Source organism: Bradyrhizobium erythrophlei (assembly GCF_042430365.1).
Taxonomy (GTDB): domain Bacteria; phylum Pseudomonadota; class Alphaproteobacteria; order Rhizobiales; family Xanthobacteraceae; genus Bradyrhizobium; species Bradyrhizobium erythrophlei.
The window spans coordinates 1-24512 of record NZ_JBHMET010000252.1 but is presented as its reverse complement, the minus strand read 5'-3'; the positions used below and the strand labels follow the sequence as shown (position 1 = coordinate 24512).

Genomic DNA, 24512 nt, shown 5'->3' with positions numbered 1-24512 from the left:
GTTATTTCCTCTTCCGCGCCTGCTGCCCGAGCCCCATCTTCTTGGCGAGCTGCGAGCGCGCCACCGCGTAGTTCGGCGCCACCATTGGATAGTCGGTCGGCAGGCCCCATTTGTCGCGGTATTGCTCGGGCGTCATGTTGTACTGCGTGCGCAGATGGCGCTTGAGCGATTTGAAGCGCTTGCCGTCCTCCAGACACACGAGATATTCCGGCGTGATCGACTTCTTGGCCGATACCGCAGGCTTGGCCGGCTCGAGCGGCGCGTCGTTACGCCCGGTCGACACGCGCAACAGCGCAGCGTGAACCTGACTGATTAGGTTTGGAATGTCCGACGCCGGCGTCGGGTTGTTGCTGAGATAGGCCGACACGATGTTGGCGGTCAGCTCGACCGGGCTTTTGCCTGGCGCATCGGACATGGTTCAACCTTCCCCGTGATCTCGACGGGCACCCCACGGCGCGCCGACCGGACAGTATCCGGCCGCGGCAATACATTTGCAGAGTCCCCGTACTACTTGACGAATATGAGCGGATTGCCGGGATTCTGACAAGAACGGCCGCGCTTTATTTTCGCGGCAGCCCCCTGGCCAAGTATTGGCGGGGCTACGGCCGCTGCTCGAGATGCGACCGCAGCTCGTCGATGGACGCGAACCGCATCATGCCCTCGGGCATCTGCGCCTCGATCGAGCCGTCCGAGTAGAGCGAATAGGCCATGCCGTCGACGACGCCCGACTTGAGCACGGTCACCGGCGGCTGCTCCTGCGGCGGCGGGGGATGGCCGGGCGACGGCGCGGCGTCATTGGCCTCACTAAAGGTCGAGGGCGTGCGTGCGCTGCGGCGTGGCGCGACGTCGACAGAGCGCGCGCGCTCGGTTTTTGGCCAGGCGTCATCGAAGCTCGCCGGGGCCGGCTCGGATGCCGGCGACGGCGACGCCGGCGGGTTTGGACGCAGCTCCGGCGACAGCAGGTCCGGCGGCAACGGCTCGGCCGCACGTGCCTGGGCGCGCTCGCGCTCCTTCCGCGACGTTGACGTAAACAGCAGATTGCGCCGATTGGCCGGCGCTGCGGCCGGCTCTGGCGGTGCCGCCGCCACCAGCGGCGGCGGAACTTCGCTCGCAGTGCCGCGCTGGGCGGCCTCCTCGTGCCAGGGCGGCGGCGCCGCGGGGGCTACCGGAGGCGCCTCGGCAGCGCGCTGGTCGCGCGGGAATGGGAAGCCAACCTCGACCGGGGGCGGATTGCGCGGAGAAATTGCAGGGCTTGACGCCGGCAGCGGAAACTCCGGCCGGGCGGCGACTGCAACCGGGCCGAGCCGACTGGCGATGGTCTGCAACTCCCGGACGGCGGCGGCCAGCGCAAGCACGATCGCTCCGGAGCAAATGCCGGTCACACCAGTCACGATCAACGTGCTGCCAACCGCAAATTCCTTGTACGGAATTCCAAAGCCGACCGCCGCCAGGCCCGCCACCACCAGGCCTGCACCGGCGACCAACAGAGCAACCATCATCGAACTAACCCCCGGAAGGGCCGCTTGAAAATCCACCAGGCAGCCGACGCCACGATACCGTCATATTGTCCCCATCGCCAACCGCCAATTGTAGACAGAGTTCCCTAAAAATCCGGCAGCAACGAGATGTCGATCGCCGGACCGGCCGCGACCCAGCGCCGCGTCTCCCAGCCCGTAATTCTACCGCCTACGAATTGCTGCCAATTTATTGCAATGCATCAGGAAATTACGCCACAATTGCCAATTACTCGGAAAGGGAACTGCGCTATATGGATGCCGGGGAATGAGGCCCTAGAGCGCCAAGCTGGGCCACAGGGACGCCGGTACCATTAGCCATGTCATCCATTACGACGTCTGTCATCGATACGCCCGCACGGCGCTCGGTGGAGAAGACTTGCGACGATCTCGCCATGCTGATTCTCGGCGTGGTCGCCTTGATCGCCGGTCTGACATTTCGCGATTACGGATTGGGTTGGGACGACTACACCCACGCTGAATACGCCGATTTGTTGCTGCGCATGTACGGGTCCGGTTTCAAGGACACCGGCGCGCTGTCGTTCGCCAATCTCTACATGTATGGCGGCGGCTTCGACATGCTGGCCGCGCTGCTGCACAAGGTCATCCCGCTGGAACTGTTCGAGACGCGCCGGCTGCTCGGGGCGGTCGTCGGCGTAATCGGGCTCGCCGTCACCTGGCGGCTGGCGCGCCGGATCGGCGGCCCGCTGGCCGGGCTCGCCGCGCTGCTCCTGCTGGCGCTGTGTCCGACCTTTTACGGCCACATGTTCATGAACCCGAAGGATGCGCCATTCGCCGTGGCGATGATGATCCTGATGATGGGCCTCGTCCGTCTCGCGGAAGAATATCCGGCCCCCTCGCCGCGCACGATCCTGATCGTCGGCTTCGGCGCCGGCCTCTCGCTCGGCTGCCGCGTGCTCGGCGGCCTTGCGCTGATCTATGCGGCGATCGGCTTCGTCCCGCTGCTGCTCGAGGATTTCCGCAGCCAGGGCGCGCGCGAGGCGACGCATCGCTTCGCGCATGTGGTCTATGTGCTGCTGCCGGGCCTCGTCTTCGGCTATCTCGTGATGGGCCTGATCTGGCCCTGGTCGATCATGGAGCCGGGACATCCGCTCGAGGCGGTCACCTACTTCTCGCATTTCTTCGAGAAGCCGTGGAAGGAAATGTTCGACGGCGCGCTGGTCTCCGTGCCCGACATGCCGTGGTCCTACCTGCCGACGCTGTTCGCGCTGCAGCTTCCCGAAGTGCTGCTGGCCTTGTTGTTCGCGGCCGTGGTCGGCACCTTCATGTCGCTGTCGCGCAAGGACGTGCCGGCCCAGCGCAAGACCATCATGCTGATGTTGACGCTTGCGGCGACGTTGCCGCTCGTCATCGCGATGGTGAAACGGCCGGCGCTCTATAACGGCATCCGCCATTTCATCTTCGTGATCCCGCCGATGACCGTGCTCGGCGGCGTCGCATTCGCGCGCGGCATGAACTGGCTCGGCGAGAACCGCCGCGCCTGGCAGCCGGCCGCGCTCGCGGTGTTCGCGTTCGGCCTGCTGCTGCCGCTCAGCGAAATGATCCGCCTGCATCCCTATCAATATACGCACTTCAACCACGTCGCAGGCACGGTGCGGTCCGCCGACAATTATTTCATGCTGGATTATTGGGGGCTGGCGCTGAAGCAGGCCTCCGAGGGGCTGCGCGAGCAACTGGCCGAACGGCAGGAAGTCCCACCGCATAACCGCAAGTGGAAGGTCGCGGTGTGCGGACCGCAGCGGCCGGCCCAGGTCGCGCTCGGCCCCGACTTCACCATCGGCTGGGACAGCCACGCTGCCGATTTCGCGATGACGCTCGGCGAATTCTACTGCAAGGGCCTGACCGCGCCCGTGATGGTCGAGATCAAGCGCGACGATGTCGTCTTCGCGCGCGTCTACGACATCCGCGGCCGCAGCATCTCCAGCCTGCTCGCGATCCCGGCGCCCTGAGGCGCGATGACCTCCGAGTGAATCATCGCGCTTTAGCCTCGCTGTTTGAGCATGATCTTCTCGGAAATGACCTGTAGTCACCTCCCCTCGTTGGCATGACTGTCACGCCGGCCCGCCGCCTTGCTGCGCGCCTTAGGCAGCGCTAGGCTCGCTCGAGCATCAGCCATCAATGGAGGAACCGGCCATGTCGCCAGCAGAAGCGCGCGTGAAGAAAGTGCCGTCGGACATCAGCGCCGCGGAATGGGAGCAGCGGGTCAATCTCGCCGCCTGTTATCGCCTGGTCGCCCTCTACGGCTGGGACGACCTGGTCGACACCCACATCTCGGCGCGTGTGCCGGGGCCGGACCATCACTTCCTGATCAACCCCTACGGGCTGATGTTCGACGAGATCACGGCGTCGAGCCTGGTCAAGGTCGACCTCGACGGCAACCAGCTTTCGAAGAGCGACTACAGCATCAACCCGGCCGGCTTCACCATCCATTCCGCGATCCACGAGGTGCGCGAGGACGCCGGCTGCGTGCTCCATCTGCACACGATCGACGGCACCGCGGTGTCGAGCTGTCCGGAAGGGCTGCTGCCGCTGAACCAGACCGCGCAGCTCGTCACCCACGATCTCGCCTATCATGACTATGAAGGCATCGCGCTCGATCACGATGAGCGCCCGCGGCTGCAACGCGACCTTGGCACCAGGAACCACATGCTGCTGCGCAATCACGGCACGCTGACGGTCGGCCGCTCGGTCGCCTCCGCCTTCGAGCGCATGTATCACCTGGAGCGGGCCTGCTCGATGCAGGTGCGCACCCGCGCGCTCGGACCGATCGCCTATCCGGTCGACCAGCACGCGATCGACAAGAACGCCGAGCTGTTCTCCAACCCGGACCGTGCGGAACTGCGCTCGACGCAGCTGGTGTGGCCGCCTCTGCTGCGCAAACTCGACCGCGTCAATCCCGGTTACCGGGATTGACGAAGCGATCCAGTCGGCTCCGACATTGAAGTTTCACGATTTCGGACTATGTTGGGTGCAACCCCCTCTGCACGACCGAATCAAACGCCGCCCAATTCCGGGCGGCGTTTTTACGTTGAGGGCGACGCGGCCGCCTTGCGGTAACGCTATTTGGCGTCGGCGAATGCCGCCAGAATACGCGCCCAGGAGCGGATACCCTTGTGGTAGCTCTTGAGGTCGTACTTCTCGTTCGGCGAATGGATGTTGTCGTCGTCGAGGCCGAAGCCGACCAGCACGCTGTCGAGACCCAGGGTCCGCTTGAAGTCCGCGACAACCGGGATCGAGGCGCCGGAGCCGACCAGGAGCGCTTCCTTGCCCCATTCGTCGGTCAGCGCCTGCCTCGCGGCTGCGAGCGGCTTCATGTCCCAGTCGAGTGCGATCGCCGGCGCGCTGGAATGGTCGGTGAACACGGCCTTGCAGTCCGCCGGCACGCGCGCCTTCACATAGTCGCGGAACGCGTTGCGGATCTTCTCCGGGTCCTGCCCTTCGACCAGGCGGAACGAGATCTTCGCCGACGCCTCCGCCGGGATCACCGTCTTCGAGCCCTCGCCGGTATAGCCGCCGATGATGCCGTTGATGTCGCAGGTCGGGCGCGACGACACCTGCTCGATCAGGAGACGATCCTTCTCGCCGGCCGGCACCGACAGGCCGATCGGCTTCAGGAAGGTTTCCGGTGTCAGATTGAGGTTCTTCCATTGCGCCAGGATGTCCGGCGGCAGATCCTTCACACCATCGTAGAAGCCGGGGATGGTGACACGGCCGTTCTCGTCGTGCAGGCCGCCGAGAATGTTGGTCAGCACCCGGATCGGGTTGCGCGCGCCGCCGCCGAACACGCCGGAATGCAGGTCGCGGTTGGCCGCCTTGATCTTGACCTCGTCGTAGACGAGCCCGCGCAGCGAGGTCGTGATCGCCGGCGTGTTCTGGTCCCACATGCCGGTGTCGCAGACCAGCGCGAAGTCGGCCTTGAGCTCGGCCTTGTTGGCTTCGAGGAACGGCACGAAGTTCTTCGAACCGATCTCCTCCTCGCCCTCGATCAGCATTGTGATGTCGACCGGCAGCGAGCCGGTTACCTTCTTCCAGGCGCGACAGGCCTCGACGAAGGTCATGAGCTGTCCCTTGTCGTCCTCGGCGCCGCGCGCGACGATGATCTTGCGACCGTCGGCATGGTCGGTCACGACAGGCTCGAACGGCGGCCGGTGCCAGAGGCTCAGCGGATCGACCGGCTGCACGTCGTAGTGGCCGTAGAACAGCACGTGCGGGCGGCCGTCGGTGCTGCCATTGGCCTTGGCGACGATCGCCGGATGGCCCGCGGTCGGGCGCACCTCGGCGCTAAAACCCAGGGTTGCGATGTCCTTCGCCAGATGATCGGCGGCCGCCTTGCAGTCGTCAGCAAACTCCGCCTCGGACGAAATCGACTTGATGCGGAGCAGCGCGAATAGCCGTTCAAGGCTGTTGTCGAAATCGGCGTCGATATGATCGAGGACCGGCTGAAGCTTGGCGTTGGACATCGCTGGTTTTCCCTGGCTGTTGGACGTTGTCGCAGGTTGTAGCCCGCCGGCCGCCCGAGGCAAAGCGGCGGAGCGCTTTGCCTCGATCGTTCCCCCTTGGCGAGCGCGAGAGGCTATCGGCGCAGCAATCCGCCAAGCGCGCCGCGCACCAGCGCGCGGCCGATCGAGCTCCCGACGGAGCCGCCGACCGACTTGCCGAGATCGGCGACCACGCCGCCGACCACCTTGTCGGTGACCGAACGCGTGACGTTCCGCGCGATCACCTGGCCGGTGGACAACCTGCCGCGCTTGACATTGGTGCCGAAGATCTCGGCGGCGATCGCGCCGATATGACCGAGGATGCCGCCCTCGCCACCGCCTCCCCCTTCGGGCGCTGCCGCCGCTCCGGAGAGGCGCTTCTGGATGATCTCATAGGCGGATTCGGCATCGATCGCGGTGTCGTATTTACCCTTCACCGGGCTCGCATCCATGATCGCCTTGCGTTCCTCCGGCGTGATCGGCCCGATCCGCGCCGACGGCGGCCGCACCATGACGCGCTCGACCATCGACGGCGTGCCGCCGCCCTCAAGGAAGGACACCAGCGCCTCGCCCTTGCCGAGCTCCATGATGACGCGCGCGGTATCGAGCTTCGGATTGGGCCGGAACGTCTGCGCCGCCGCGGCGACCGCCTTCTGGTCGCGTGGGGTGAAGGCACGCAGCGCGTGCTGCACGCGGTTGCCGAGCTGCGCCAGCACCTTGTCCGGTACGTCGATCGGATTCTGCGTGACGAAATAAACGCCGACGCCCTTGGAGCGGATCAACCGCACCACCTGCTCGATCTTGTCCATCAGCGCCTTGGGCGCATCGTTGAACAGGAGGTGCGCCTCGTCGAAGAAGAACACCAGCTTCGGCTTCGGCAGGTCGCCGGCCTCCGGCAACTCCTCGAACAGTTCCGACAGCATCCAGAGCAGGAAGGTCGCGTAGAGCCGCGGGCTCTGCATCAGCTTGTCGGCAACGAGGATGTTAACCATGCCGCGGCCGTCGCGGTCGGTCTTCATGAAATCCTTCAGCGTCAGCGCCGGCTCGCCGAAGAACTTCGCACCGCCCTGGTTCTCGAGGACCAGCAGCTGACGTTGAATGGTCCCGACCGTCGCCTTCGACACATTGCCGTAGCTTTGCGCTGCCTTGCGGATCGGCGCCAGCGGATCCTCCTCGTCGTCGGCGGCCTTCTTGCTGCCGTCGGGAGCGATCGCGTCCAGCAACGCCCGCAGATCCTTCATGTCGATCAGCGCAAGCCCGTTCTCGTCGGCGACGCGGAAGGCAACGTTGAGCACGCCTTCCTGCACGTCGTTGAGATCGAGCATCCGCGACAGCAGGAGCGGCCCCATTTCGGTGACGGTGGCGCGCACCGGATGGCCCTGCTCGCCGAACACATCCCAGAACACCGTCGAGAACTGGTCGGGCTGGAAGGTCAGCCCCATCTCCTGCGCGCGCTTGACAATAGAATCCTTCGCTTCGCCGACTTCGGAAATGCCGGACAAGTCGCCCTTGATGTCAGCGGCAAAAACCGGAACGCCGGCGCGCGCAAATCCTTCGGCCATGACCTGCAGCGACACTGTCTTGCCGGTTCCCGTCGCGCCGGTCACAAGGCCGTGTCGGTTGGCCAGTGCGAGCGTCAGCCAGGCCGTCTCCTCACCCTTGCCGATAAAGATCTTCTCGTCGGTATCGGCCAACTTGTTGTCCGAGGTCGCCATCGCTTCGCCTCATCGCGCACATGAGATTGGTTCGATCCAGGGGGATCACACAGCCATCATATTGCATCTTGCCGATCGATTGAAACCGTCGACGCCGACGTGCCTCATCATTCGGAAACCATGTTCCTGATACTTTCCTCCCGCCAAGCGAAGAAAAACATTGCGCGCTGCGACAGGATAGCGTCAATCCCGCACTCACTCTTGCACCGATGCAACACTCACAATGCGATCAGGAAGAAAAACGAGTTGCCATGCGCTGATCGCTTGAATTTCAGTGCGCAGGCGCTCAAGATCAATCCTCAAAGAACGATCCGGCAAGAACCGGTCGAGGGCGGGGTAATATGGACGAACTGGTCGGACGGCTGGCTGCAAAGGCCGGCATCGATAGTGCTGTCGCCGAAAAAACCATCGGCATCGTGCTGGGCTTCCTCCGTAACGAGGGGCCTTCCGACAAGGTCCAGGCTCTGATCGACCAGATCCCAGGTGCCGAGGCGGCGATCGCTGCCTCCAACAACGGCGGCGGTCTGTCGCGGTTGATGGGTGGCGGCCTGATGGCCGTCGGCAGCCGGCTGATGGCGCTTGGTTTGAGCATGGGCGAGATTCAGAAGGTCGCGCGTGAACTTTTTGTGTTCGGGCGCGACAAAATCGGAGCGGATCAAATGGGCGAGATCATCTCGGGGACGCCGGGCCTCAGCCAGTTTGCCTGAAACAGCACCTGAAACACCGCTGAAGCACCCTTTGGGCGTACGCTCCCTTCTCTTTGTTCACGAGTATCATGACATATCCCCTCTCAGAGATCGAAGGCCTGCCTGCCTACTGCGCAGCAAAACTGAAGTCGCACGGTATCCGCACCACCGAAGGCCTGCTTGAAGCTGCCCGTACCGTCAAGGGGCGCAAGGCGCTCGCAGCCAAGACCGGCATCAGCGAGCAGCAATTGCTCGAATGGGCCAACATCTCCGATTACATGCGGATTCCCGGCATGGGCAAGGCCAAGGTCGGCCTGATGCGCGCTGCCGGCGTCACCACGGTGCGTGAACTCGCACACCGCAACCCGTCGCGGCTCGCCCAGAGCATGAAGGACGCCAACACCAGGCGGAAGCTCGTCCGCGTCCTGCCGTCGGAGAAGTCGGTCGAGCTGATCATCGAGCAGGCACGGAAGCTGCAACCGAAGATCACCTACTAGCCTGTCAGGGCAGCGTTGGGCCGCAGCCGGCCCGCTCCCCTCCCTCCACCTTGACTTGGCCTCGCGGACCGCGCAAAGCGACCGCATGATGGCGAGCAAGCCCAAACCGTCAGTGACGTCAGTCCCAACCGGGGGCGCGGTGCTGCCGGCGCTGCTGTCCCGGCCCTATCCGGCGGTCATGGGCGTGGTGAATGTGACGCCCGATTCTTTTTCGGACGGCGGACAGTTCGTCGCTCCGGAGCAGGCACTGGCGCAGGCCCGGAAGCTGGTGGCCGGCGGCGCCGACATCATCGATATCGGCGCCGAATCCACCCGCCCCTACGGTTCGCAGCCGGTCTCGGCCGAGGAGGAGTTGAGGCGGCTGAAGCCGGTGCTGGCCGATGTGGTCGCGCTCGGCGTTCCCGTCTCGATCGACAGCATGAAATCCGAGGTGGTGGCCTGGGCGCTCGACCAGGGCGCCGTCATCGCCAATGACGTCTGGGGCCTGCAGCGCGATGCCGGCATGGCGGCGCTGGTCGCCGCGCGCGGCGCGCCCGTGATCGTCATGCATAATCGCGACCGCGCCGATCCCGCGATCGATATCATGCAGGACATCGCGGACTTCCTCGCACGTTCGCTCGACATCGCGGCCAAGGCCGGCATTTTGCCCGACCGGATCGTGCTCGATCCCGGCATCGGCTTCGGCAAGACGCCGGAGCAGAGCATGACGGCGCTGGCGCGGCTTGCCGAGCTGAGTTCGTTCGGCCTGCCGGTGCTGGTCGGCGCCTCACGCAAGCGCTTCATCAGCACAGTGGTCCCCTCTGAGCCGCAACAGCGCCTCGGCGGCTCGATCGCGGCGCATCTGATCGCCGCGCAAAATGGCGCACGCATCATCCGCACCCATGATGTGGCGGAAACCGTTCAGGCGCTGCGGGTGGCAGCGGCAATCAGGGACCAGCAATGACCGACACGATCTTCATCACCGGTCTCGTCACCCATGCGCGGCATGGCGTGATGGCGCACGAGACCGAGGTGGGACAACGCTTTGTCATCGACCTCGAACTGATCATCGACCTGTCGGAGTCCTCCCGCACCGACCGCCTGGCTGACACCGTTTCCTATTCCAACGTTGTGGCCACTGCTGAGGCCGCGTTCACGAACACCCATTACAAGCTCCTGGAGCGCGCAGCCGGCGCCGTGGCGGACGCAATCCTGTCGGCCTTCCCGCGCGTCAGCTCCGTCAAGGTCGCCGTCCACAAGCCGCACGCGCCGATCGCCGCGATTTTCGAGGATGTCGGCGTGGTGCTGACGCGCTCGCGGCACTCACCCTCCCATGGCTAGCGTCCTGATCGCGCTTGGCGGCAATGTCGGTGACGTCCGCACGACGTTCAGGGCAGCGATCGCCAACATCTGCGGCATGACGCAGGCGGCGCTCGTGGCGCGCTCGTCGGATTATGCGACGCCGCCCTGGGGCGAGGAGCAGCAGGCGAGCTTCATCAACGCCTGCATCGAGATCGAGACCAGCCTCGACCCGCACGCGCTGTTGTTCACGCTGCACAAGATCGAGAAAAAATTCGGCCGCGACCGCGCCAACGAACGGCGCTGGGGCTCGCGGACGCTCGATCTCGACCTGATCGCCTATAACGACGTCACGCTCGACCGACCGGAGCTGACGCTGCCGCATCCGCGGCTGTTCGAGCGCGCTTTCGTGCTGGTGCCGCTCGCCGAGATCGTTCCCGACCGCCTCATCGCCGGGCGCCGGGTCGCCGACGCGCTGGTAGGAATTTCGACCGACGGTATTTTACGGCTACCGGACCTCGATTGAGGCCAGGAAGACCCCAAACAAAGGTTTGGCTTGGCCGCCCGCCCGTGGCAATTTCCAGCCAAATCAAGCGGGCCCCCAGGGGCCGACGAAGGACATTTTGGGCGGATGACGACCACGACTGACGACTTGCGGCTGGCAGCGGATTTTCAACCGGCGACCTATGACGACTGGCGCAAGCTGGTCGACGGCGTGCTCAAGGGCGGGTCGTTCGAGAAGCTGGTCGGCAAGACCTATGACGGGCTGAAGATCGACCCGATCTACCGCCGCGCGACCAATGCGAGCCCGATCGCCGGCCGTGCCGCCGCGGCGCCATGGCAGGTCCTGCAGCGGGTCGACCATCCGGATGCCGCAGTGGCGAATACGCAGGCGCTGAACGATCTCGAGAACGGCGCGACCGGCCTCGAGTTCGAATTCGCCGGCGGACCAGGCACACGCGGCTTTGGCCTCGCCGAGGCCAGCAAGGAGACGCTGGCGCGGGTGTGCGACGGCATCCATCTCGACGCCGGCATCATGATCGCGCTCAACCCGGTGCTCGGGCGCGAGAATGCCGGCGAGAATTTTGCCGACATGATCGAGGCCCGCAAGATCGATCCCGCCAAGCTCGATCTTCACTTCAACTATCAGGCGCTCTCGACCGTCGCGGTGCGGGGCGCCGCGGCGGCCGCCTGGGCCGAGTACGGGAAGCCGTTCGGCAAGGTGGTGAACGGGCTGATCAAGCGCGGCTTCAAGGGACCGTTCGTGCTCGCGGACGGCCGGCCGGTCCACGATGCCGGCGGCTCCGAGGTGCAGGAGCTTGCCTTCACGCTGGCGGTGGCGCTTGCTTATCTCCGCATGCTTGAAGCCGCCGGCATCGAGCTGGATGCGGCGCGCGCAGGCATCTCGTTCCGGCTCAGCGCCGACGCCGACCAGTTCCTGACGCTGGCAAAATTCCGTGCCCTGCGACGGCTGTGGGCGCGGGTCGAGCAGGCCTGCGGGCTGGCGCCGAAGCCGATCTTCGTCAACGCGCAGACCGCATGGCGCATGCTGACCCAGCGCGACGCCTATGTGAACATGCTGCGCGCGACCATGGCGACGTTCGCGGCCGGGCTTGGCGGCGCCAATGCGATCACGGTGCTGCCGCACACGCTGGCGCTCGGGCTTCCCGATGATTTCGCCCGGCGGGTGGCGCGCAACACCCAGCTCGTCCTGCTCGAAGAATCCAATCTTGCAAAGGTCTCCGACCCCGCGGCGGGCTCCGGCGGCGTCGAGACGCTGACGTCTGAGCTTTGCGAGGCGGGGTGGGCGCTGTTCCAGGAGATCGAGAAGGCCGGCGGCATCTTCCCTGCCCTCGAGCAAGGCCTGATCCAGACCAAGGTTGCCGCGACCCGGGCGGCGCGCGAGACCAACGTCGCCAAGCGCCGTGACGTGCTGACCGGCGCCAGCGAATTCCCGAACCTGCACGAGGCCGAGATCGCGGTGCTGGATGTGAAGCCGGCAGCTCCGGTCGCTCTCGCCGACGCGAAGATCACCTTCGACGCGCTGGCGCCGATGCGGCTCGCCGAGCCGTTCGAAGCGCTGCGCGACAGATCGGACGCGGCGCTGAAGGCTAACGGCGCGCGGCCCAAGATCTTCCTCGCCAATCTCGGCACGCCCGCGGACTTCACCGCGCGCGCCACCTTCGCCAAGAGCTTCTTCGAGACCGGCGGCATCGAGGCGATCGACAGCGAGGGCTTTGCCGACGCGGCCGCACTTGCCGCGGCCTTCAAGGCCTCGGGCGCGGCGATGGCCTGCATCTGCTCCTCGGACAAGGTTTACGCCATCAGCGCCGCGGAGGCCGCCAAGGCCCTTCACGGCGCCGGCGCCAAGCATATCTATCTGGCAGGGCGTCCCGGCGCCCAGGAAGCGACGCTGCGGGCGGCCGGCATTGGCGAATTCGTCTTCGCCGGCGGTGATGCCCTGGCCACGTTGCGCGACGCCTATCGGCGGATGGAGCAAGCATGACGGCAGAGACACCAGCAAAAACCGTTCTGACCGGCGGCTGCCAATGCGGCGCGGTCCGCTTCGCCGTCTCGGGCTTGCCCGCGCGGATCAGCATCTGCCACTGCCGGATGTGCCAGAAGGCCTCCGGCGCGCCGTTCGCCTCCTTTGCCGACATCGAGAAAACCGATTTCGCATGGACCCGCGGCAAGCCGGCTGCATTCAAGTCGTCCTCGATCGCCGAGCGCGACTTCTGTTCCGCTTGCGGAACGCCCTTGAGCTTCCGCCGGATCGATGGGCCACGGATCGAGATCATGACCGGCGCCTTCGACCGGCCGGACCGGGTGGTGCCGACGCAGCAATTCGGAACCGAGTCCCGCCTCGGCTGGGTGGTCGGCATCGCCAATCTGCCGAGCCAGACCACGATGCAGAATTACGGTCCGGAGAAGATGGCGACCATCGTCAGCCACCAGCATCCGGACCATGATTGAACTGAGCCTGAAAACGCTCACCCATGCTATGATGGACCGCCATGAGCCGCATACCGAACTTCGCTGATATCGCATTTGAGAAAGTCAGTAGTGGTATCTCTGCCGCGGGCGCGGAGCCGTGGCTGACGCCCGAGGGCATCCCGGTCAAATCCGCCTATAGCGAAGCCGACCTCGAAGGCATCGACTTCCTCGAGACGTGGCCCGGGATCGCGCCCTATCTGCGCGGCCCCTACCCGACGATGTACGTCAACCAGCCCTGGACCATCAGGCAATATGCCGGCTTCTCCACGGCGGAGGATTCCAACGCCTTCTATCGCCGCAACCTCGCGGCCGGCCAGAAGGGCCTGTCGGTGGCGTTCGATCTCGCCACCCACCGCGGCTATGACTCGGATCATCCGCGCGTCTCCGGCGACGTCGGCATGGCTGGTGTCGCGATCGATTCGATCTACGACATGCGCACGCTGTTTGCCGGCATCCCGCTCGACCAGATGAGCGTGTCGATGACCATGAACGGCGCGGTGCTGCCGATCCTCGCGCTGTTCGTCGCCGCCGCCGAAGAGCAGGGCGTGCCGCCGGAGAAACTGTCGGGTACCATTCAGAACGACATTCTGAAAGAGTTCATGGTGCGCAACACCTACATCTATCCGCCGGCGCCCTCGATGCGGATCATCTCGGACATCTTCGCCTACACCTCGCAGAAGATGCCGAAATACAACTCGATCTCGATCTCCGGCTACCACATGCAGGAAGCGGGTGCGACGCAGGACCTCGAGCTCGCCTACACGCTTGCCGACGGCGTCGAATATCTGCGTGCCGGCCTTGCCGCCGGCCTCGACGTCGATCGGTTCGCGCCGCGGCTGTCGTTCTTCTGGGCGATCGGCATGAACTTCTTCATGGAAGTCGCCAAGATGCGCGCCGCGCGGCTGCTCTGGGCCAAGCTCCTGAAGCCGTTCAACCCGAAGGATCCGCGCTCGCTGTCGCTGCGCACGCATTGCCAGACCTCGGGCTGGTCGCTGACCGCGCAGGACGTCTTCAACAATGTGATGCGCACCACGATCGAGGCGATGGCGGCGACCCAAGGCCACACCCAGTCGCTGCACACCAACGCGCTCGACGAGGCGCTGGCGCTGCCGACCGATTTCTCCGCGCGCATCGCCCGCAACACGCAATTGTTCCTGCAGCAGGAAAGCGGCACCAACCGCATCATCGATCCCTGGGGCGGCTCCTATTACGTCGAGCGGCTGACCCGCGATCTCGCCGAGAAGGCCTGGGGCCATATCCAGGAGGTCGAGGCGCTCGGCGGCATGGCGAAGGCGATCGAGGCCGGCGTGCCGAAGCTCCGGATCGAGGAAGCCTCCGCCAAGACCCAGGCGCGCATCGATGCCGGCCGCCAGGCGGTGATCGGGGTCAACAAGTACAAGCCCGAGAACGAGAAGCCGATCGAGGTGCTGAAGGTGGAGAATTCCACGGTGCGGCGGCTGCAGATCGACAAGCTCGCCAGGCTCAAGAAGGAACGCAACGAGAAGGATGTCGCGCAGGCGCTCGCCGCGCTGACCCGCAGCGCGGGCGAAGGCAACGGCAATTTGCTGGCGCTCGCCATCGACGCTGCGCGTGCCAAGGCCACCGTCGGCGAGATTTCGGACGCGATGGAAAAGGTGTTCGGCCGGCACCGTGCCGAGATCAAGTCGATCACCGGCGTCTACAAGCGAGAGGCTGCGACCATGTCCAACCGGGTCGAAAAGGTTCAGGCGCTGATCGATGCGTTCGAGGAGGCCGAAGGCCGCCGTCCCCGCATCCTGGTGGCGAAGATCGGCCAGGACGGCCATGACCGCGGCCAGAAGGTGATCGCATCGGCCTTTGCCGATGTCGGCTTCGACGTCGATATCGGACCGCTGTTTGCGACCGCCGACGAAGCCGCGAGGCAAGCGGTCGAGAACGACGTGCACATCCTCGGCGTCTCCTCGCTCGCCGCCGCTCACCTCACCGCGGTGCCGGAGCTCAAGGCCGCGCTGAAGAAGCACGGCCGCGAGGACATCATGATCATCATCGGCGGCGTCGTCCCGCCGCAGGATTACGAGGCGCTCTATGCCGCCGGGGCTGAGGCGATCTTCCCGCCCGGCACCGTGATCTCTGATGCCGCCGAGGAGTTGATCCGCAAGCTCAACGCCCGACTCGGCCACAGCGAGGCGGCGGAATAGCTCCGCCGCTGTCAGCCTCTTTCACAACCCGAAGGAAATTCTCCGTGCGCGCCGTTCGCTCACTGACGCCTGCCCGCATTCTCTGCGTTGCCGGCGCGATTGTCTGCCTCAGCCTTCCGGCCCTCGCCGCCGATCCCAAGCCCGACGCCTCGGTCAAGAACAGAAGCGTCGAGGCCAATGTCGTGCTCGACAGCAAGATCAAGGCGGACGCGGCGCTGGCCGCCGATTGCCTCGCCGAGGGCAGGAAGTGGATCGACAAGAACGCGGCCGACGCCGCGGATTCCCGCAAGCAGGACCCGCAGCTCTTCAAGGACGGCGGCTGGAGTTTTGAGCGCAAATACTCCGTGCGCTCCGTCGTCGACGGCCGCTATGTGAGCGTGCTGCGCGACGACTATGTGGACACCCGCGGCGCGCATCCGAACTCCGACGTCAACACCATCCTGTGGGATGCGACCGACAAGAAGCGCATCAGCATCCGCCCCTTCTTCACCGAGACATCAGACGATGGCCCGACCATGAAGGCGATGCTGAAAGCCGTCATCGCCTCCCTGAATGTGGAAAAGCGGAAGCGCGACGCCGGCGAGACTGCGACCGCCGAGTGGTACAAGGAGCTGAAGCCGACCCTGCTCAAGATCGGCGCTGTCACGTTCGCGCCATCGACGGCGGCGGGCAAGAGTTCGGGCCTGACGTTCCACTACCCGCCCTATGCCGTCGGCCCCTATGCCGAAGGCCAGTATGTCGCCTTCGTACCCTGGGAGACGCTCAAGCCATATCTGACGCCGGAAGGCACCAGGATATTCGGCGGCACGCGGCCGAAGGGCGATGAGGAGCAGCAATAGTCCCTCGTCCCGGCGGCGGCCCCCCCCCGGCCTGGATGCTGTGCGGTTCCCCGCAGATGTGCTAGTGTTAATCCATGATCGACGTCGCGGACGTTCCCCTTGATACCGTCATCGGCCAGTTGCGTGAGATTGCCCCCGCGCTGAGAGCCGAGGGCGTCAAGCGACTGACCCTGTTCGGATCACGCGCCCGCGGCGATGCGCGTCCCGATAGCGATCTCGATGTCCTTGTCGAGACGACGGCTCGCGGTGAATTGCCGCCGTTCGATTTCTTCAAGGTCTTGCATTTGATCGAAGATGCGACCGGCCTTCAGGTGCAGCTATCCATGCGTGAGCTGCTCAAACCGCGCGTCGCGGAGCGGATCGCCGATGATCTGATCGAGGTCTTCTGAATGCCGCCTACCGTAGAGGATCGGCTGAGGGACATTCTGGAAGCCATCATCGAAATCGAGGGCATTGTCGCCGGCAGCAACTTTGAGCAGTTCTCCGCCGACAAGATGCGGCGTCTGGCGACCGAACGTCTGCTTGAGATCGTCTGCGAAGCGTCGCGAAGAATTCCAGATAGCGTCAAGGATCCTGACGTCGGTATCAACTGGCGAAAGATGATCGATTTTGGCAACGTATTGCGGCATGCCTATCACGCGACCAAAGTCGATATCGTCTGGGACGTTGTTCGTACCGACCTGCCCGCGCTAAAGGCCTTTGTGAGCCGCAAGATAGGCCCCTAGCCGACCCACTCCCCTCGCCTCGGGCATCTGACCATAGTAGATCAAGGCATGAACCTGCCGAAGCCCATCGACATCCGCGCCCTCGCCAAGGACCTCCGTGCCGGCAACCGCGCCGCGCTGGCGCGGGCGATCACGCTGATCGAGAGCCGGCGCAGCGACCACCAGGCGGCGGCGCGCGAGCTGGTGCAGGCGTTGCTGCCCGACACCGGCAAGGCGGTGCGGGTCGGCATCACCGGCTCGCCTGGTGTCGGCAAGTCGACCACCATCGATGCGCTCGGCATGTTCCTGATCGAGCGCGGCCACAAGGTCGCGGTGCTGGCGGTCGATCCCTCCTCGGCCCGCACCGGCGGCTCGATCCTCGGCGACAAGACGCGCATGGCGCAGCTCGCCGCCTCCGACGGCGCCTTTATCCGGCCCTCGCCCTCCTCGGGCACGCTCGGCGGCGTCGCCGCCAAGACCCGCGAGGCGATGCTGCTGTGCGAGGCCGCCCGCTTCGACGTCGTGCTGGTCGAGACCGTCGGCATCGGCCAGTCCGAGACTGCGGTCTGCGACATGACCGATTTCTTCCTCGCGCTGATGCTGCCGGGCGCCGGCGACGAGTTGCAGGGCATCAAGAAGGGGCTCGTCGAGCTTGCCGACATGATCGCGATCAACAAGGCCGACGGCGACAACATCAAGCGTGCCAATCTTGCGGCCGCCGAATATCGCAGCGCGCTGCACATCCTCTCGCCGCGCTCCGAGCACTGGCATCCGCCGGTCGAGACCTATTCGGCGCTGTCGGGCAAAGGGCTCGACCGGCTCTGGCAGAAGATCCTCGACCATCGCACCGCGATGATCGCCTCGAGCGAATTCGCCGGCCGCCGCCGCGAGCAGCAGGTGAAGTGGATGTGGTCGATGCTGGAGCAGCGGATGATGGCGCGGTTGCGCGCGGACGCCGCGATCCGCGCCAAGGTGAAGAAGATGGAGGCCGAGGTCGCGGACGGCCGCATCTCTCCGGCCGTCGCCGCCGAGCAGATCGCGGAGATGCTGAGGTGAGCGGGAAGCTGCGCATCCTGGTTACTGGGTTCGGCCCGTTCCCGGGCGCGCCATTCAACCCGACGATGCCGCTGGTGAAGCGATTGACCGGCCTGCGCCGCCCGGCCTTCGACGACGTCGCGCTGACGAGCCATATCTTCCACGTCACCTACGACACGGTGGACCGCGAATTGCCTCAACTCATCACGAGGCACCGCCCGCAGGCGCTGCTGATGTTCGGCCTCGCCGGTCGCAGCTCGCATTTGCGGATCGAGACCCGGGCGCGCAATGCCGTGACGACCCGCTTTCCCGATGCCGGCCGCCAGCATGCGCGCAAGGGATCGATCGTCGACGGCGCCGATGCGCGAGCCTTCGGCCCGCACACCGAGAAGCTCCTGCGCGCGGCGCGCGCGACCGGGATCGATGCACGGCTGTCGCGCGATGCCGGCAGCTATCTCTGCAACTATTTGAGCTGGCGCGCGATCGAAGCCGTGGCAGCGGATGGCGGCCCTCGCTTGGCGCAGTTCGTCCATGTTCCGCCGCTCGCGCGTGAAGGCACGGCTGCGCGCGGCCTCTCGCACATCACGCTGGAACATCTGGTCGATGCCGGCGAAGCAATGCTGCTTGAATTGGTGAAACTGACCCGGCAGGCCACGCTCGCGTGAGCGATGCGGATTGGGCCGTGTACTCACAAACCGGGACGCTGTGCATCAGGGCGTCGTTTGAGGTCTGCTAATGCCTCAACGGCGGCGCGAAAGCGGACATCGCCGGAGGTCCGAGTCGGGCCACTTCCGGACTCATGCATCGCAGCAAATTACCTTCTATTCGATCAGCTCGTGGGCGCTGGCGAGCAGGGATGGAGGCACCAGGACCTCAATCTCCCGCCGATCGCGATCAGCGCCTGCTTGAAAGTCGTTGAGCTGAGCGTCTTAGCCAGGAGCACGGAGACAGTATCCAACACCGCGAATCGTATGGATCAGCGGATAGGCCTGCTGGTCGTCCACCTTGCGGCGCAGGCGTCCGACATAGACGTCAATGATATTCATCGATTGATCGGAATGAAGATCCCAGACGTGCTGCAGCAACATCGCCCGCGACACGATGCGATCTTCGTTGCGCACTAGATATTCCAGAAGCTGGAATTCCTTGGGCAGAAGGAGAATCTCCTCGCCGCGCCGGCTGACGGTCCGCGAGATCAGGTCGATTGCGAGATCGCCGACGCGCAGGATCGTATCCCTGGCGACGGTGTCGCTGCGGCGGCCAAGCGCTTCCAGTCGCGCCAACAGCTCGAGGAAGGAGAAAGGCTTGACCAGATAGTCGTCGCCGCCGGCCCGCAGGCCACGGACCTTGTCGTCGACTTCTCCGAGCGCGCTGATGATCAGGAAGGGCGCGGCAACGCCGCCTTCGCGCAACTCGCGCATCACCGCAATGCCATCGATGTCGGGAAGCATGCGGTCGATCGTGATCACGGCATAGTCGTGTGCCACCCCGTGGCTTAGCGCTTCGTTGCCGCTGGAAGCCAAATCCACCTGGTAGCCGCTGGTCGTGAGCTGTTCCAGGAGCTGACCGGCGGTTTCCGGGTCGTCCTCGACGACCAGAATGCGGCGGTGGCCACCCGTCATGGTCTTTCTCCGACGATCGCCACCAGCCTGTCCGGTTTCTCTGCGCCAAAAAATGCGCCAATGGCGATCATCACAATGACGTCGGTTCGCCAGCGGTTAGTAGCCGTAGTCGTAGCAGACGTTGACCCACTGCAGTCCATATCGCGTCCATACTCTGCGCCAGCAATAGTCGTAGTTGTAGGCGGCGTAGACGAAAGGTACGCCGATGAACGCAAAGCGATGGAAGCGGTGATGGAAGCGGTGATGGAAGCCGGGGTGGAACGCGAAGCGTTGACCCGGCACGAATGCCGCACGTGCCGCAAAGGGCGCCCCCGCGAAACGAGCGCCGCCGAAATGCGGGCCTATCATGCCTCCGGTGCGCGGGCCTATGCCCGTGCCGAAGAAGCGGGCGCCGCCGAAATGCGGGCCTATCATGCCTCCGGTACGAGGGCCTAGGCCCGCGCCGCCGAAGCGGGCGCCGCCGAAGCCACCACCGCCGCCGATGGCATGCCCGCCACCGAAGCCACCACCGCCGCCGATAGCATGCCCGCCACCGAAGCCACCACCGCCGCCGATAGCATGCCCGCCACCGAAGCCGCCACCGCCACCGAAGCCATGCCCGCCACCGCCACCCATGCCGCCACCGCCTCCACCGCCGCGCTGGGCGAGGGCCGGCGAGGCAATGGCGAGCGCGGAGGCGAGCGCACCTGCGATGAGGTAACCAAACAACTTGTTGCTCATCGAAGAATCCTCCGTTGTTGACGCGACAGCGAGAATGCCTGTCGCAGGAAGAACAACAATGAGGAGGCCGAAACTATTTCTGAAACGTCAAATGACTAATGTGACAGATTCTGACATCCAAGTTAGTGTTACTAGGATCGGCTTGACGACGCGCGGCGGGACGTCGGGGCAGCTTGTCCCGCTCGTCTCAAAAAATTACGCCGCCGGGCTCGAAATACACTGTCCCGACGGCGACCTGTTTCAAGCTGGCCCTGCAATCCCAGCATCCAAAGCGTAGCAAGGGATGTGCCACAGACGTATGAAGCCGATCACATGCGTCATGCCCTCCAGTCCTTGTGAACTGCACCGCGTTCCCGACGCGATCGAACCGATTAGGCACGATGTGCACCGACCCGGTGCAGACCGCCTCAATCCGGCACACCAAACTCTGGCACGGCGCATGCTCTCCAGGAGGAAGCGAACGGGTCGCGTCCCAGCGAGCGACAGAGAACGCATGCCAGTCTTTGCAGTGGGCCTTCAGAAGAAAGGCGATCAGAGCATTTTCCAAGTGCATGTAACTGCGGATTCCGCAGCGGAGGCGCTGCGTCTCTTGCGGCAGAAATATCCGGCACCGGAGTATTCGCTCGCTTTCATCATCCCCAGCCGCGACAAAGATATCGATCACAAGGCTGGTCCGAAAAAGTAACAGTGGTCCGGCATAGGCGCCTCGTTCGCCTCAATCGCGCGACCCGTGTTCGCTCTGCCGAGCGCGCTTGGGTGCGCGGAGAGCTACGAATAAAATTCTTGCTCAAGTTTCCATTTATTGTATGCGTTAACGTAAGGAACATTTGGGCATGTTGCCCCTCGCGTTTTGCCACACTTTCCCGACAGAGAGTGAACTACGCTCGGATGCAGCGTGACTTCAGTAGCGCATGCGCGGCGTCGGCTGATAGGTCGAGGGACGCCAAGAGGACGGAGTAGAAAACCGCAGTTCGGTTATGTCACGGGATGAGCCAATGGGATCTGTACAAAGCCGAGAAGGTCGTCGAACTCCGAAGCACTTCTGACAGGAAATGTCAGTTCTGCAACCGACAGCTAGAATTGGTGCGGACATTTGTGGACCTCGGCACGGGCGAGCTGGTCCACCTGTTCAAATGCGAGTGCGGCTCGCGCGTTTGGGATGATGGCCGGTGACGCTGGCGTTCATGTCCGGAGAACTACGGGCTATTGAGGCGCTGTACATGCACGCCGGCCACAGTTTCGCTCCGCAGGCAGATCACCCTGACACGCTCGCTTCCGTCGAGCTCTTGGCCGACCGGACTCTGTGCGAAGTAAGCTTGCGCTTGCATAAAGCATGTGGCTGGGCTGCCAAACTCTGCCGGAATACGCATGATCGACCCAGCAGTGTCGCGCGTGCAGTCGTCGGGGCTGGGCGCTGTCGCGACGGAGCAAATGAGGATGAGGGCGGTGAGCATATCCCTGCCTCGTTCGTTAAAGCGTTAGGTGATGGTCAATACATTGCAGTCGTTCAGTACATGGCGATGCAATTCAAATATCGCAGCGTCTTCCCGGCCGCTATGAGCTAGGTCACAGCTTTGAATCACTGCGACCGGAGCGCTGGTTTTTCCCGACACACCTAGATCAGCGGTATGCAGTTTGTGCCACTACGCGGCTGGGCGAACTCCGAGGCTTCGCCGCGGGAGCGATGCGTATCCGGAACCTTCACGATTCCGGCTACAAGCCGAAGGACGATTTCGACTCTTTTGGCAATATGTCGGCTGCCTGTTAACGGGGTAAGCGACGCCCCCAAGCACGCGGCCTTACTGCTTCCCATCCCATGCGATGCTGTCCGGGCATCTCAGCAATCAACTTGTGAGCGCGCACCTTCGCCGTCCATGCCCGCCTCGTGTCGCCTTTCAGCCGAGGGATACGCCTGCCTTTGCGCGGCTTATTCCGAGGGCCAGAATGCGCTGCAGTAGATCCGGGTAGTCTAGTCCGTCATGCCGAGCCGCTGTCGCGAACTCTTGGCTCTTCGCGATTTCGGGATTGGGATTCGCTTCAATAAAATACGGAGTGCCGTCGGCGGAGAGGCGAAAGTCGATACGTGCATATCCATCGAGCCCCAGTGTTCGGTAGATGCGTTTCGCTAGTCGCTGAATACGGCCGGATAGTTCCGGTGTGAGGTCCTTGGCTGGCCCATCTTCAATTCCGAGGCGTTCCTGATAACTGGGATCGTGTTTGACTTTCTCGGTGGCTATTTGCCGTGCCCCGCGACCGCCCATGCTGCCAAATTTCAATTCCCAAACCGGCAGAACCCGCAGCCGATTGTTGCCAAGCACTCCGACATAGAGCTCGCGTCCCTCGATATACTGCTCGGCGATAGCGGCAGTCCCGATCCGCTCGTGGATGAAGGCGACCCGCTCTGCGAGCTTCTCGTCCGTATCGACGATGGATGCCTGCGAGATACCAAACGATCCATCCAGGTTCAGGCTCTTGACGATGAGCGGCAACGCAAGACGCGCCGGCCGTTTAACCTTGTGGCGCATCGGGAACACCGCAAAGGCGGGCACCGCGATCCGGCGATGATGCACCAGCGTCTTGGACAGGTCCTTGCCGCGCGCCAGGATCAGGCCACGCGGGTTACACCCGGTATACGGGATCCGCATCAGCTCGAGATAGCTTGCGATGTGCTGGTCATACACGACCTCATAGTGGAATTCCTCAAGCAGCGTGAAGACAACATGCGGCTTGAACCCTTCGATCTCGTCGCGCACCGGCTTGATTTCCTCCTGCGCGCCGAGTGGGCGAACCTCATGGCCGGCTGCACGCAAGGTACTCACGACGTCGTATTCCGTTTTCCATGCGTTGATTTGCTGCGCGGTGTATCCGTCGGTCGAGTCCGGGGGCACGCAGTCGGGATGCATGAGCACGAGAATGCGAAGGCGTCTCATAGCGCAATCCATTTGCGCCGTGACGGGCCGAACAGCGCGTGCATGGTCTTGGCGGTCAAAAGGATGGTGAAGTTGATCACGAGCTTCTGTTCAGGGCCGACAGCACGCAGATTGAGCTCGCGGCAGCGCGAGATCATGTCGTCAAGCACAGCATCAAGCGTCAATTGGTTCTCGCCCGTCCATCGCGCGACCAGCTGCCTGATTTGAGCGCGGTGCCGCCTGATGAAGGCCGACGCCGGCGGCTGCCGTTGGTGCCGCGGATCGGCGGAGAAGAGCCGGGAAAGGTCGCGGTCGTAAGTCTTCGGTGGCGTGAAGGCGTAGAATGCCTGCTTCTTTTTGTAGTGCTCGCCAAGCGTTTGGCTGAGCTCATGCAGCGGATCGACGCGCTCTCGCGTTGCAAGCAGCGGTCGCTTCCCTGCAATCTCGTCCATCAGCTCGTCGACATATTCGAGCTTCTTCAGTGCCGGCCAACCGGCGTATCGCGTCCGCCAGTTCGAACGCGGCCGCAGCCACACCGCGAAGGTTTCGGCGAAATCTTCGTCCGGGTGGCTCTGCGCGTACCAGAGCCGAAGATGCTGGACATAGTGCCGACTGGCCGGATTGGGCCGGTAGTAGCGCGGGTAGTGTTTCGAAGACGGGCCGAACAGCTGCTGCCATCGCCGGCGGCGTTGCAGCTGGTAGCCGTGCTGCACCGCATGGCCCGCCTCATGACGGAGAATGGCCATGCACTGCGACCAGGTGCCACCCTCGACGTCGAGCATCATTTTCTTCTCGAGCTTCATCAGGCGGGGATGGGCGAGATAGAATGGGATGGCAATGCCGGGCACATCGGCCGGGCTAAACCATTCGCTCGATATCCATGCGTGTGGCCGCAGCCGGATGCCCCGCCCTTCGAGCTCTTCATAGAGAGCGCTGAGACAATCCTCGAGCCAGGTGCCTTCGACCCCAACCCTCAGACTACTGAGGCGTTGCTCGAGCAACTGCTCATCCGACAGCTTTTCCCAAGCATATTTCCGGCGCGGCATAGCTATCCAGACGTCATGACAAGTCGGCATTTGGATGGTGTCATAGGTTGCTGTTGGCAACAACCGCCGAGTCTTCGCGGCCCGCCGCCGCCATTTCCGATTCTCAGAAATTATCTTGACACGCGCCCCAAATCACGCCTATCAATCCGCCGTCCCGCCCGGCAAGAGGGGCGTATCGCGATCGTCACGAACGTGGTGTGGGATGCGGTGGTCGCTAAGCGCGCAACTGACGAGTGCGTGCGAGGCGGACGGTGAAGTCGTGTGGTCCTGACGCCCC

At 64.1% G+C, this 24512-nt stretch carries 25 protein-coding genes; 17 read left to right on the top strand and 8 right to left on the bottom strand.

Features of this window, described 5'->3' with window-relative positions; all coding sequences use genetic code 11:
* Position 1: 1 nt before the first annotated feature.
* Both ACFFWD_RS37780 and ACFFWD_RS37775 read right to left on the bottom strand, forming a co-directional pair.
* Entirely contained in the window at positions 2-415 is a 414-nt protein-coding gene (locus ACFFWD_RS37780; RefSeq protein WP_376974414.1) for a Ros/MucR family transcriptional regulator, read from the bottom strand.
* A gap of 184 nt (positions 416-599) precedes the next feature.
* Positions 600-1499, bottom strand: a complete 900-nt coding sequence (locus tag ACFFWD_RS37775) for a DUF308 domain-containing protein (RefSeq protein WP_376974412.1) — start codon at positions 1497-1499, stop codon at positions 600-602.
* Positions 1500-1834: 335 nt separating this feature from the next.
* Here ACFFWD_RS37775 and ACFFWD_RS37770 point away from each other — a divergent pair, with 335 nt between their 5' ends.
* Together ACFFWD_RS37770 and ACFFWD_RS37765 are read left to right on the top strand one after the other, a co-directional pair.
* Positions 1835-3484 carry a glycosyltransferase family 39 protein gene (locus tag ACFFWD_RS37770; RefSeq protein WP_376974410.1) on the top strand — a complete coding sequence of 550 codons (1650 nt, stop codon included), beginning with the start codon at positions 1835-1837 and terminating at the stop codon, positions 3482-3484.
* A gap of 184 nt (positions 3485-3668) precedes the next feature.
* A complete protein-coding gene (locus tag ACFFWD_RS37765; RefSeq protein WP_376974408.1) occupies positions 3669-4448 on the top strand; it encodes a class II aldolase/adducin family protein in 780 nt (259 codons plus the stop codon).
* Between the two features lie 146 nt (positions 4449-4594).
* Here ACFFWD_RS37765 and ACFFWD_RS37760 read toward each other — a convergent pair whose 3' ends face one another.
* Entirely contained in the window at positions 4595-5995 is a 1401-nt protein-coding gene (locus ACFFWD_RS37760; protein WP_376974406.1) for a M20/M25/M40 family metallo-hydrolase, read from the bottom strand.
* 113 nt (positions 5996-6108) lie between these two features.
* Positions 6109-7728, bottom strand: coding sequence for a helicase HerA-like domain-containing protein (locus ACFFWD_RS37755; RefSeq protein WP_376974404.1), 1620 nt, complete (start codon positions 7726-7728; stop codon positions 6109-6111).
* Between the two features lie 341 nt (positions 7729-8069).
* On the opposite strand from ACFFWD_RS37755, the gene ACFFWD_RS37750 reads away from it, so the two are divergent.
* The 13 genes from ACFFWD_RS37750 (at position 8070) to ACFFWD_RS37690 (ending at position 18603) form a co-directional block, all read left to right on the top strand.
* Positions 8070-8435, top strand: coding sequence for a DUF2267 domain-containing protein (locus tag ACFFWD_RS37750; RefSeq protein ID WP_376974402.1), 366 nt, complete (start codon positions 8070-8072; stop codon positions 8433-8435).
* Positions 8436-8503: 68 nt separating this feature from the next.
* The gene (locus ACFFWD_RS37745; protein ID WP_376974400.1) at positions 8504-8911 is read left to right on the top strand and encodes a DUF4332 domain-containing protein; all 408 of its coding nucleotides are present in this window, start codon (positions 8504-8506) and stop codon (positions 8909-8911) included.
* Between the two features lie 88 nt (positions 8912-8999).
* Positions 9000-9854 (top strand): dihydropteroate synthase, encoded by an 855-nt coding sequence (folP, locus tag ACFFWD_RS37740; protein WP_376974398.1) that lies wholly within the window; start codon positions 9000-9002, stop codon positions 9852-9854.
* Positions 9851-10231 carry a dihydroneopterin aldolase gene (folB, locus tag ACFFWD_RS37735; RefSeq protein ID WP_376974396.1) on the top strand — a complete coding sequence of 127 codons (381 nt, stop codon included), beginning with the start codon at positions 9851-9853 and terminating at the stop codon, positions 10229-10231. Before folP ends, folB begins: the two co-directional genes overlap by 4 nt.
* The gene (folK, locus tag ACFFWD_RS37730) at positions 10224-10715 is read left to right on the top strand and encodes a 2-amino-4-hydroxy-6-hydroxymethyldihydropteridine diphosphokinase (protein WP_376974394.1); all 492 of its coding nucleotides are present in this window, start codon (positions 10224-10226) and stop codon (positions 10713-10715) included. Before folB ends, folK begins: the two co-directional genes overlap by 8 nt.
* Positions 10716-10820: 105 nt before the next feature.
* Positions 10821-12695: a methylmalonyl-CoA mutase family protein gene (locus tag ACFFWD_RS37725; RefSeq protein WP_376974392.1), complete on the top strand. Its 1875-nt coding sequence runs from the start codon at positions 10821-10823 to the stop codon at positions 12693-12695.
* Complete coding sequence (locus tag ACFFWD_RS37720) at positions 12692-13162, top strand: GFA family protein (RefSeq protein WP_376974390.1); 471 nt, start codon at positions 12692-12694, stop codon at positions 13160-13162. The genes ACFFWD_RS37725 and ACFFWD_RS37720 overlap by 4 nt, the downstream gene beginning before the upstream one ends.
* A 41-nt stretch (positions 13163-13203) precedes the next feature.
* On the top strand, positions 13204-15360 hold the full coding sequence (scpA, locus tag ACFFWD_RS37715) for a methylmalonyl-CoA mutase (protein ID WP_376974388.1): 2157 nt from the start codon (positions 13204-13206) through the stop codon (positions 15358-15360).
* Between the two features lie 77 nt (positions 15361-15437).
* Entirely contained in the window at positions 15438-16199 is a 762-nt protein-coding gene (locus ACFFWD_RS37710; RefSeq protein ID WP_376974470.1) for an RsiV family protein, read from the top strand.
* 74 nt (positions 16200-16273) lie between these two features.
* Positions 16274-16588: a nucleotidyltransferase family protein gene (locus tag ACFFWD_RS37705; protein WP_376974386.1), complete on the top strand. Its 315-nt coding sequence runs from the start codon at positions 16274-16276 to the stop codon at positions 16586-16588.
* Positions 16589-16924, top strand: a complete 336-nt coding sequence (locus ACFFWD_RS37700; protein ID WP_376974384.1) for a HepT-like ribonuclease domain-containing protein — start codon at positions 16589-16591, stop codon at positions 16922-16924. It abuts the gene before it with no gap.
* 48 nt (positions 16925-16972) lie between these two features.
* Entirely contained in the window at positions 16973-17959 is a 987-nt protein-coding gene (meaB, locus tag ACFFWD_RS37695; protein ID WP_376974382.1) for a methylmalonyl Co-A mutase-associated GTPase MeaB, read from the top strand.
* Entirely contained in the window at positions 17956-18603 is a 648-nt protein-coding gene (locus tag ACFFWD_RS37690) for a pyroglutamyl-peptidase I (protein ID WP_376974380.1), read from the top strand. Before meaB ends, ACFFWD_RS37690 begins: the two co-directional genes overlap by 4 nt.
* Positions 18604-18867: 264 nt before the next feature.
* Here the strand turns inward: ACFFWD_RS37690 and ACFFWD_RS37685 are convergent, their stop codons facing one another.
* Together ACFFWD_RS37685 and ACFFWD_RS37680 are read right to left on the bottom strand one after the other, a co-directional pair.
* Positions 18868-19560 (bottom strand): response regulator transcription factor, encoded by a 693-nt coding sequence (locus ACFFWD_RS37685; protein ID WP_376974378.1) that lies wholly within the window; start codon positions 19558-19560, stop codon positions 18868-18870.
* 96 nt (positions 19561-19656) lie between these two features.
* Positions 19657-20280 carry a hypothetical protein gene (locus tag ACFFWD_RS37680; RefSeq protein WP_376974376.1) on the bottom strand — a complete coding sequence of 208 codons (624 nt, stop codon included), beginning with the start codon at positions 20278-20280 and terminating at the stop codon, positions 19657-19659.
* 493 nt (positions 20281-20773) lie between these two features.
* Between ACFFWD_RS37680 and ACFFWD_RS37675 the strand changes: the two genes are divergently transcribed.
* The gene (locus tag ACFFWD_RS37675; RefSeq protein ID WP_376974374.1) at positions 20774-20965 is read left to right on the top strand and encodes a hypothetical protein; all 192 of its coding nucleotides are present in this window, start codon (positions 20774-20776) and stop codon (positions 20963-20965) included.
* Between the two features lie 484 nt (positions 20966-21449).
* Positions 21450-21845 (top strand): hypothetical protein, encoded by a 396-nt coding sequence (locus ACFFWD_RS37670; RefSeq protein ID WP_376974372.1) that lies wholly within the window; start codon positions 21450-21452, stop codon positions 21843-21845.
* 330 nt (positions 21846-22175) lie between these two features.
* Here the strand turns inward: ACFFWD_RS37670 and ACFFWD_RS37665 are convergent, their stop codons facing one another.
* Both ACFFWD_RS37665 and ACFFWD_RS37660 read right to left on the bottom strand, forming a co-directional pair.
* Entirely contained in the window at positions 22176-23210 is a 1035-nt protein-coding gene (locus ACFFWD_RS37665) for a D-alanine--D-alanine ligase family protein (RefSeq protein ID WP_376974370.1), read from the bottom strand.
* Entirely contained in the window at positions 23207-24190 is a 984-nt protein-coding gene (locus ACFFWD_RS37660; protein ID WP_376974368.1) for a putative zinc-binding metallopeptidase, read from the bottom strand. The genes ACFFWD_RS37665 and ACFFWD_RS37660 overlap by 4 nt, the downstream gene beginning before the upstream one ends.
* Between the last annotated feature and the right edge of the window lie 322 nt (positions 24191-24512).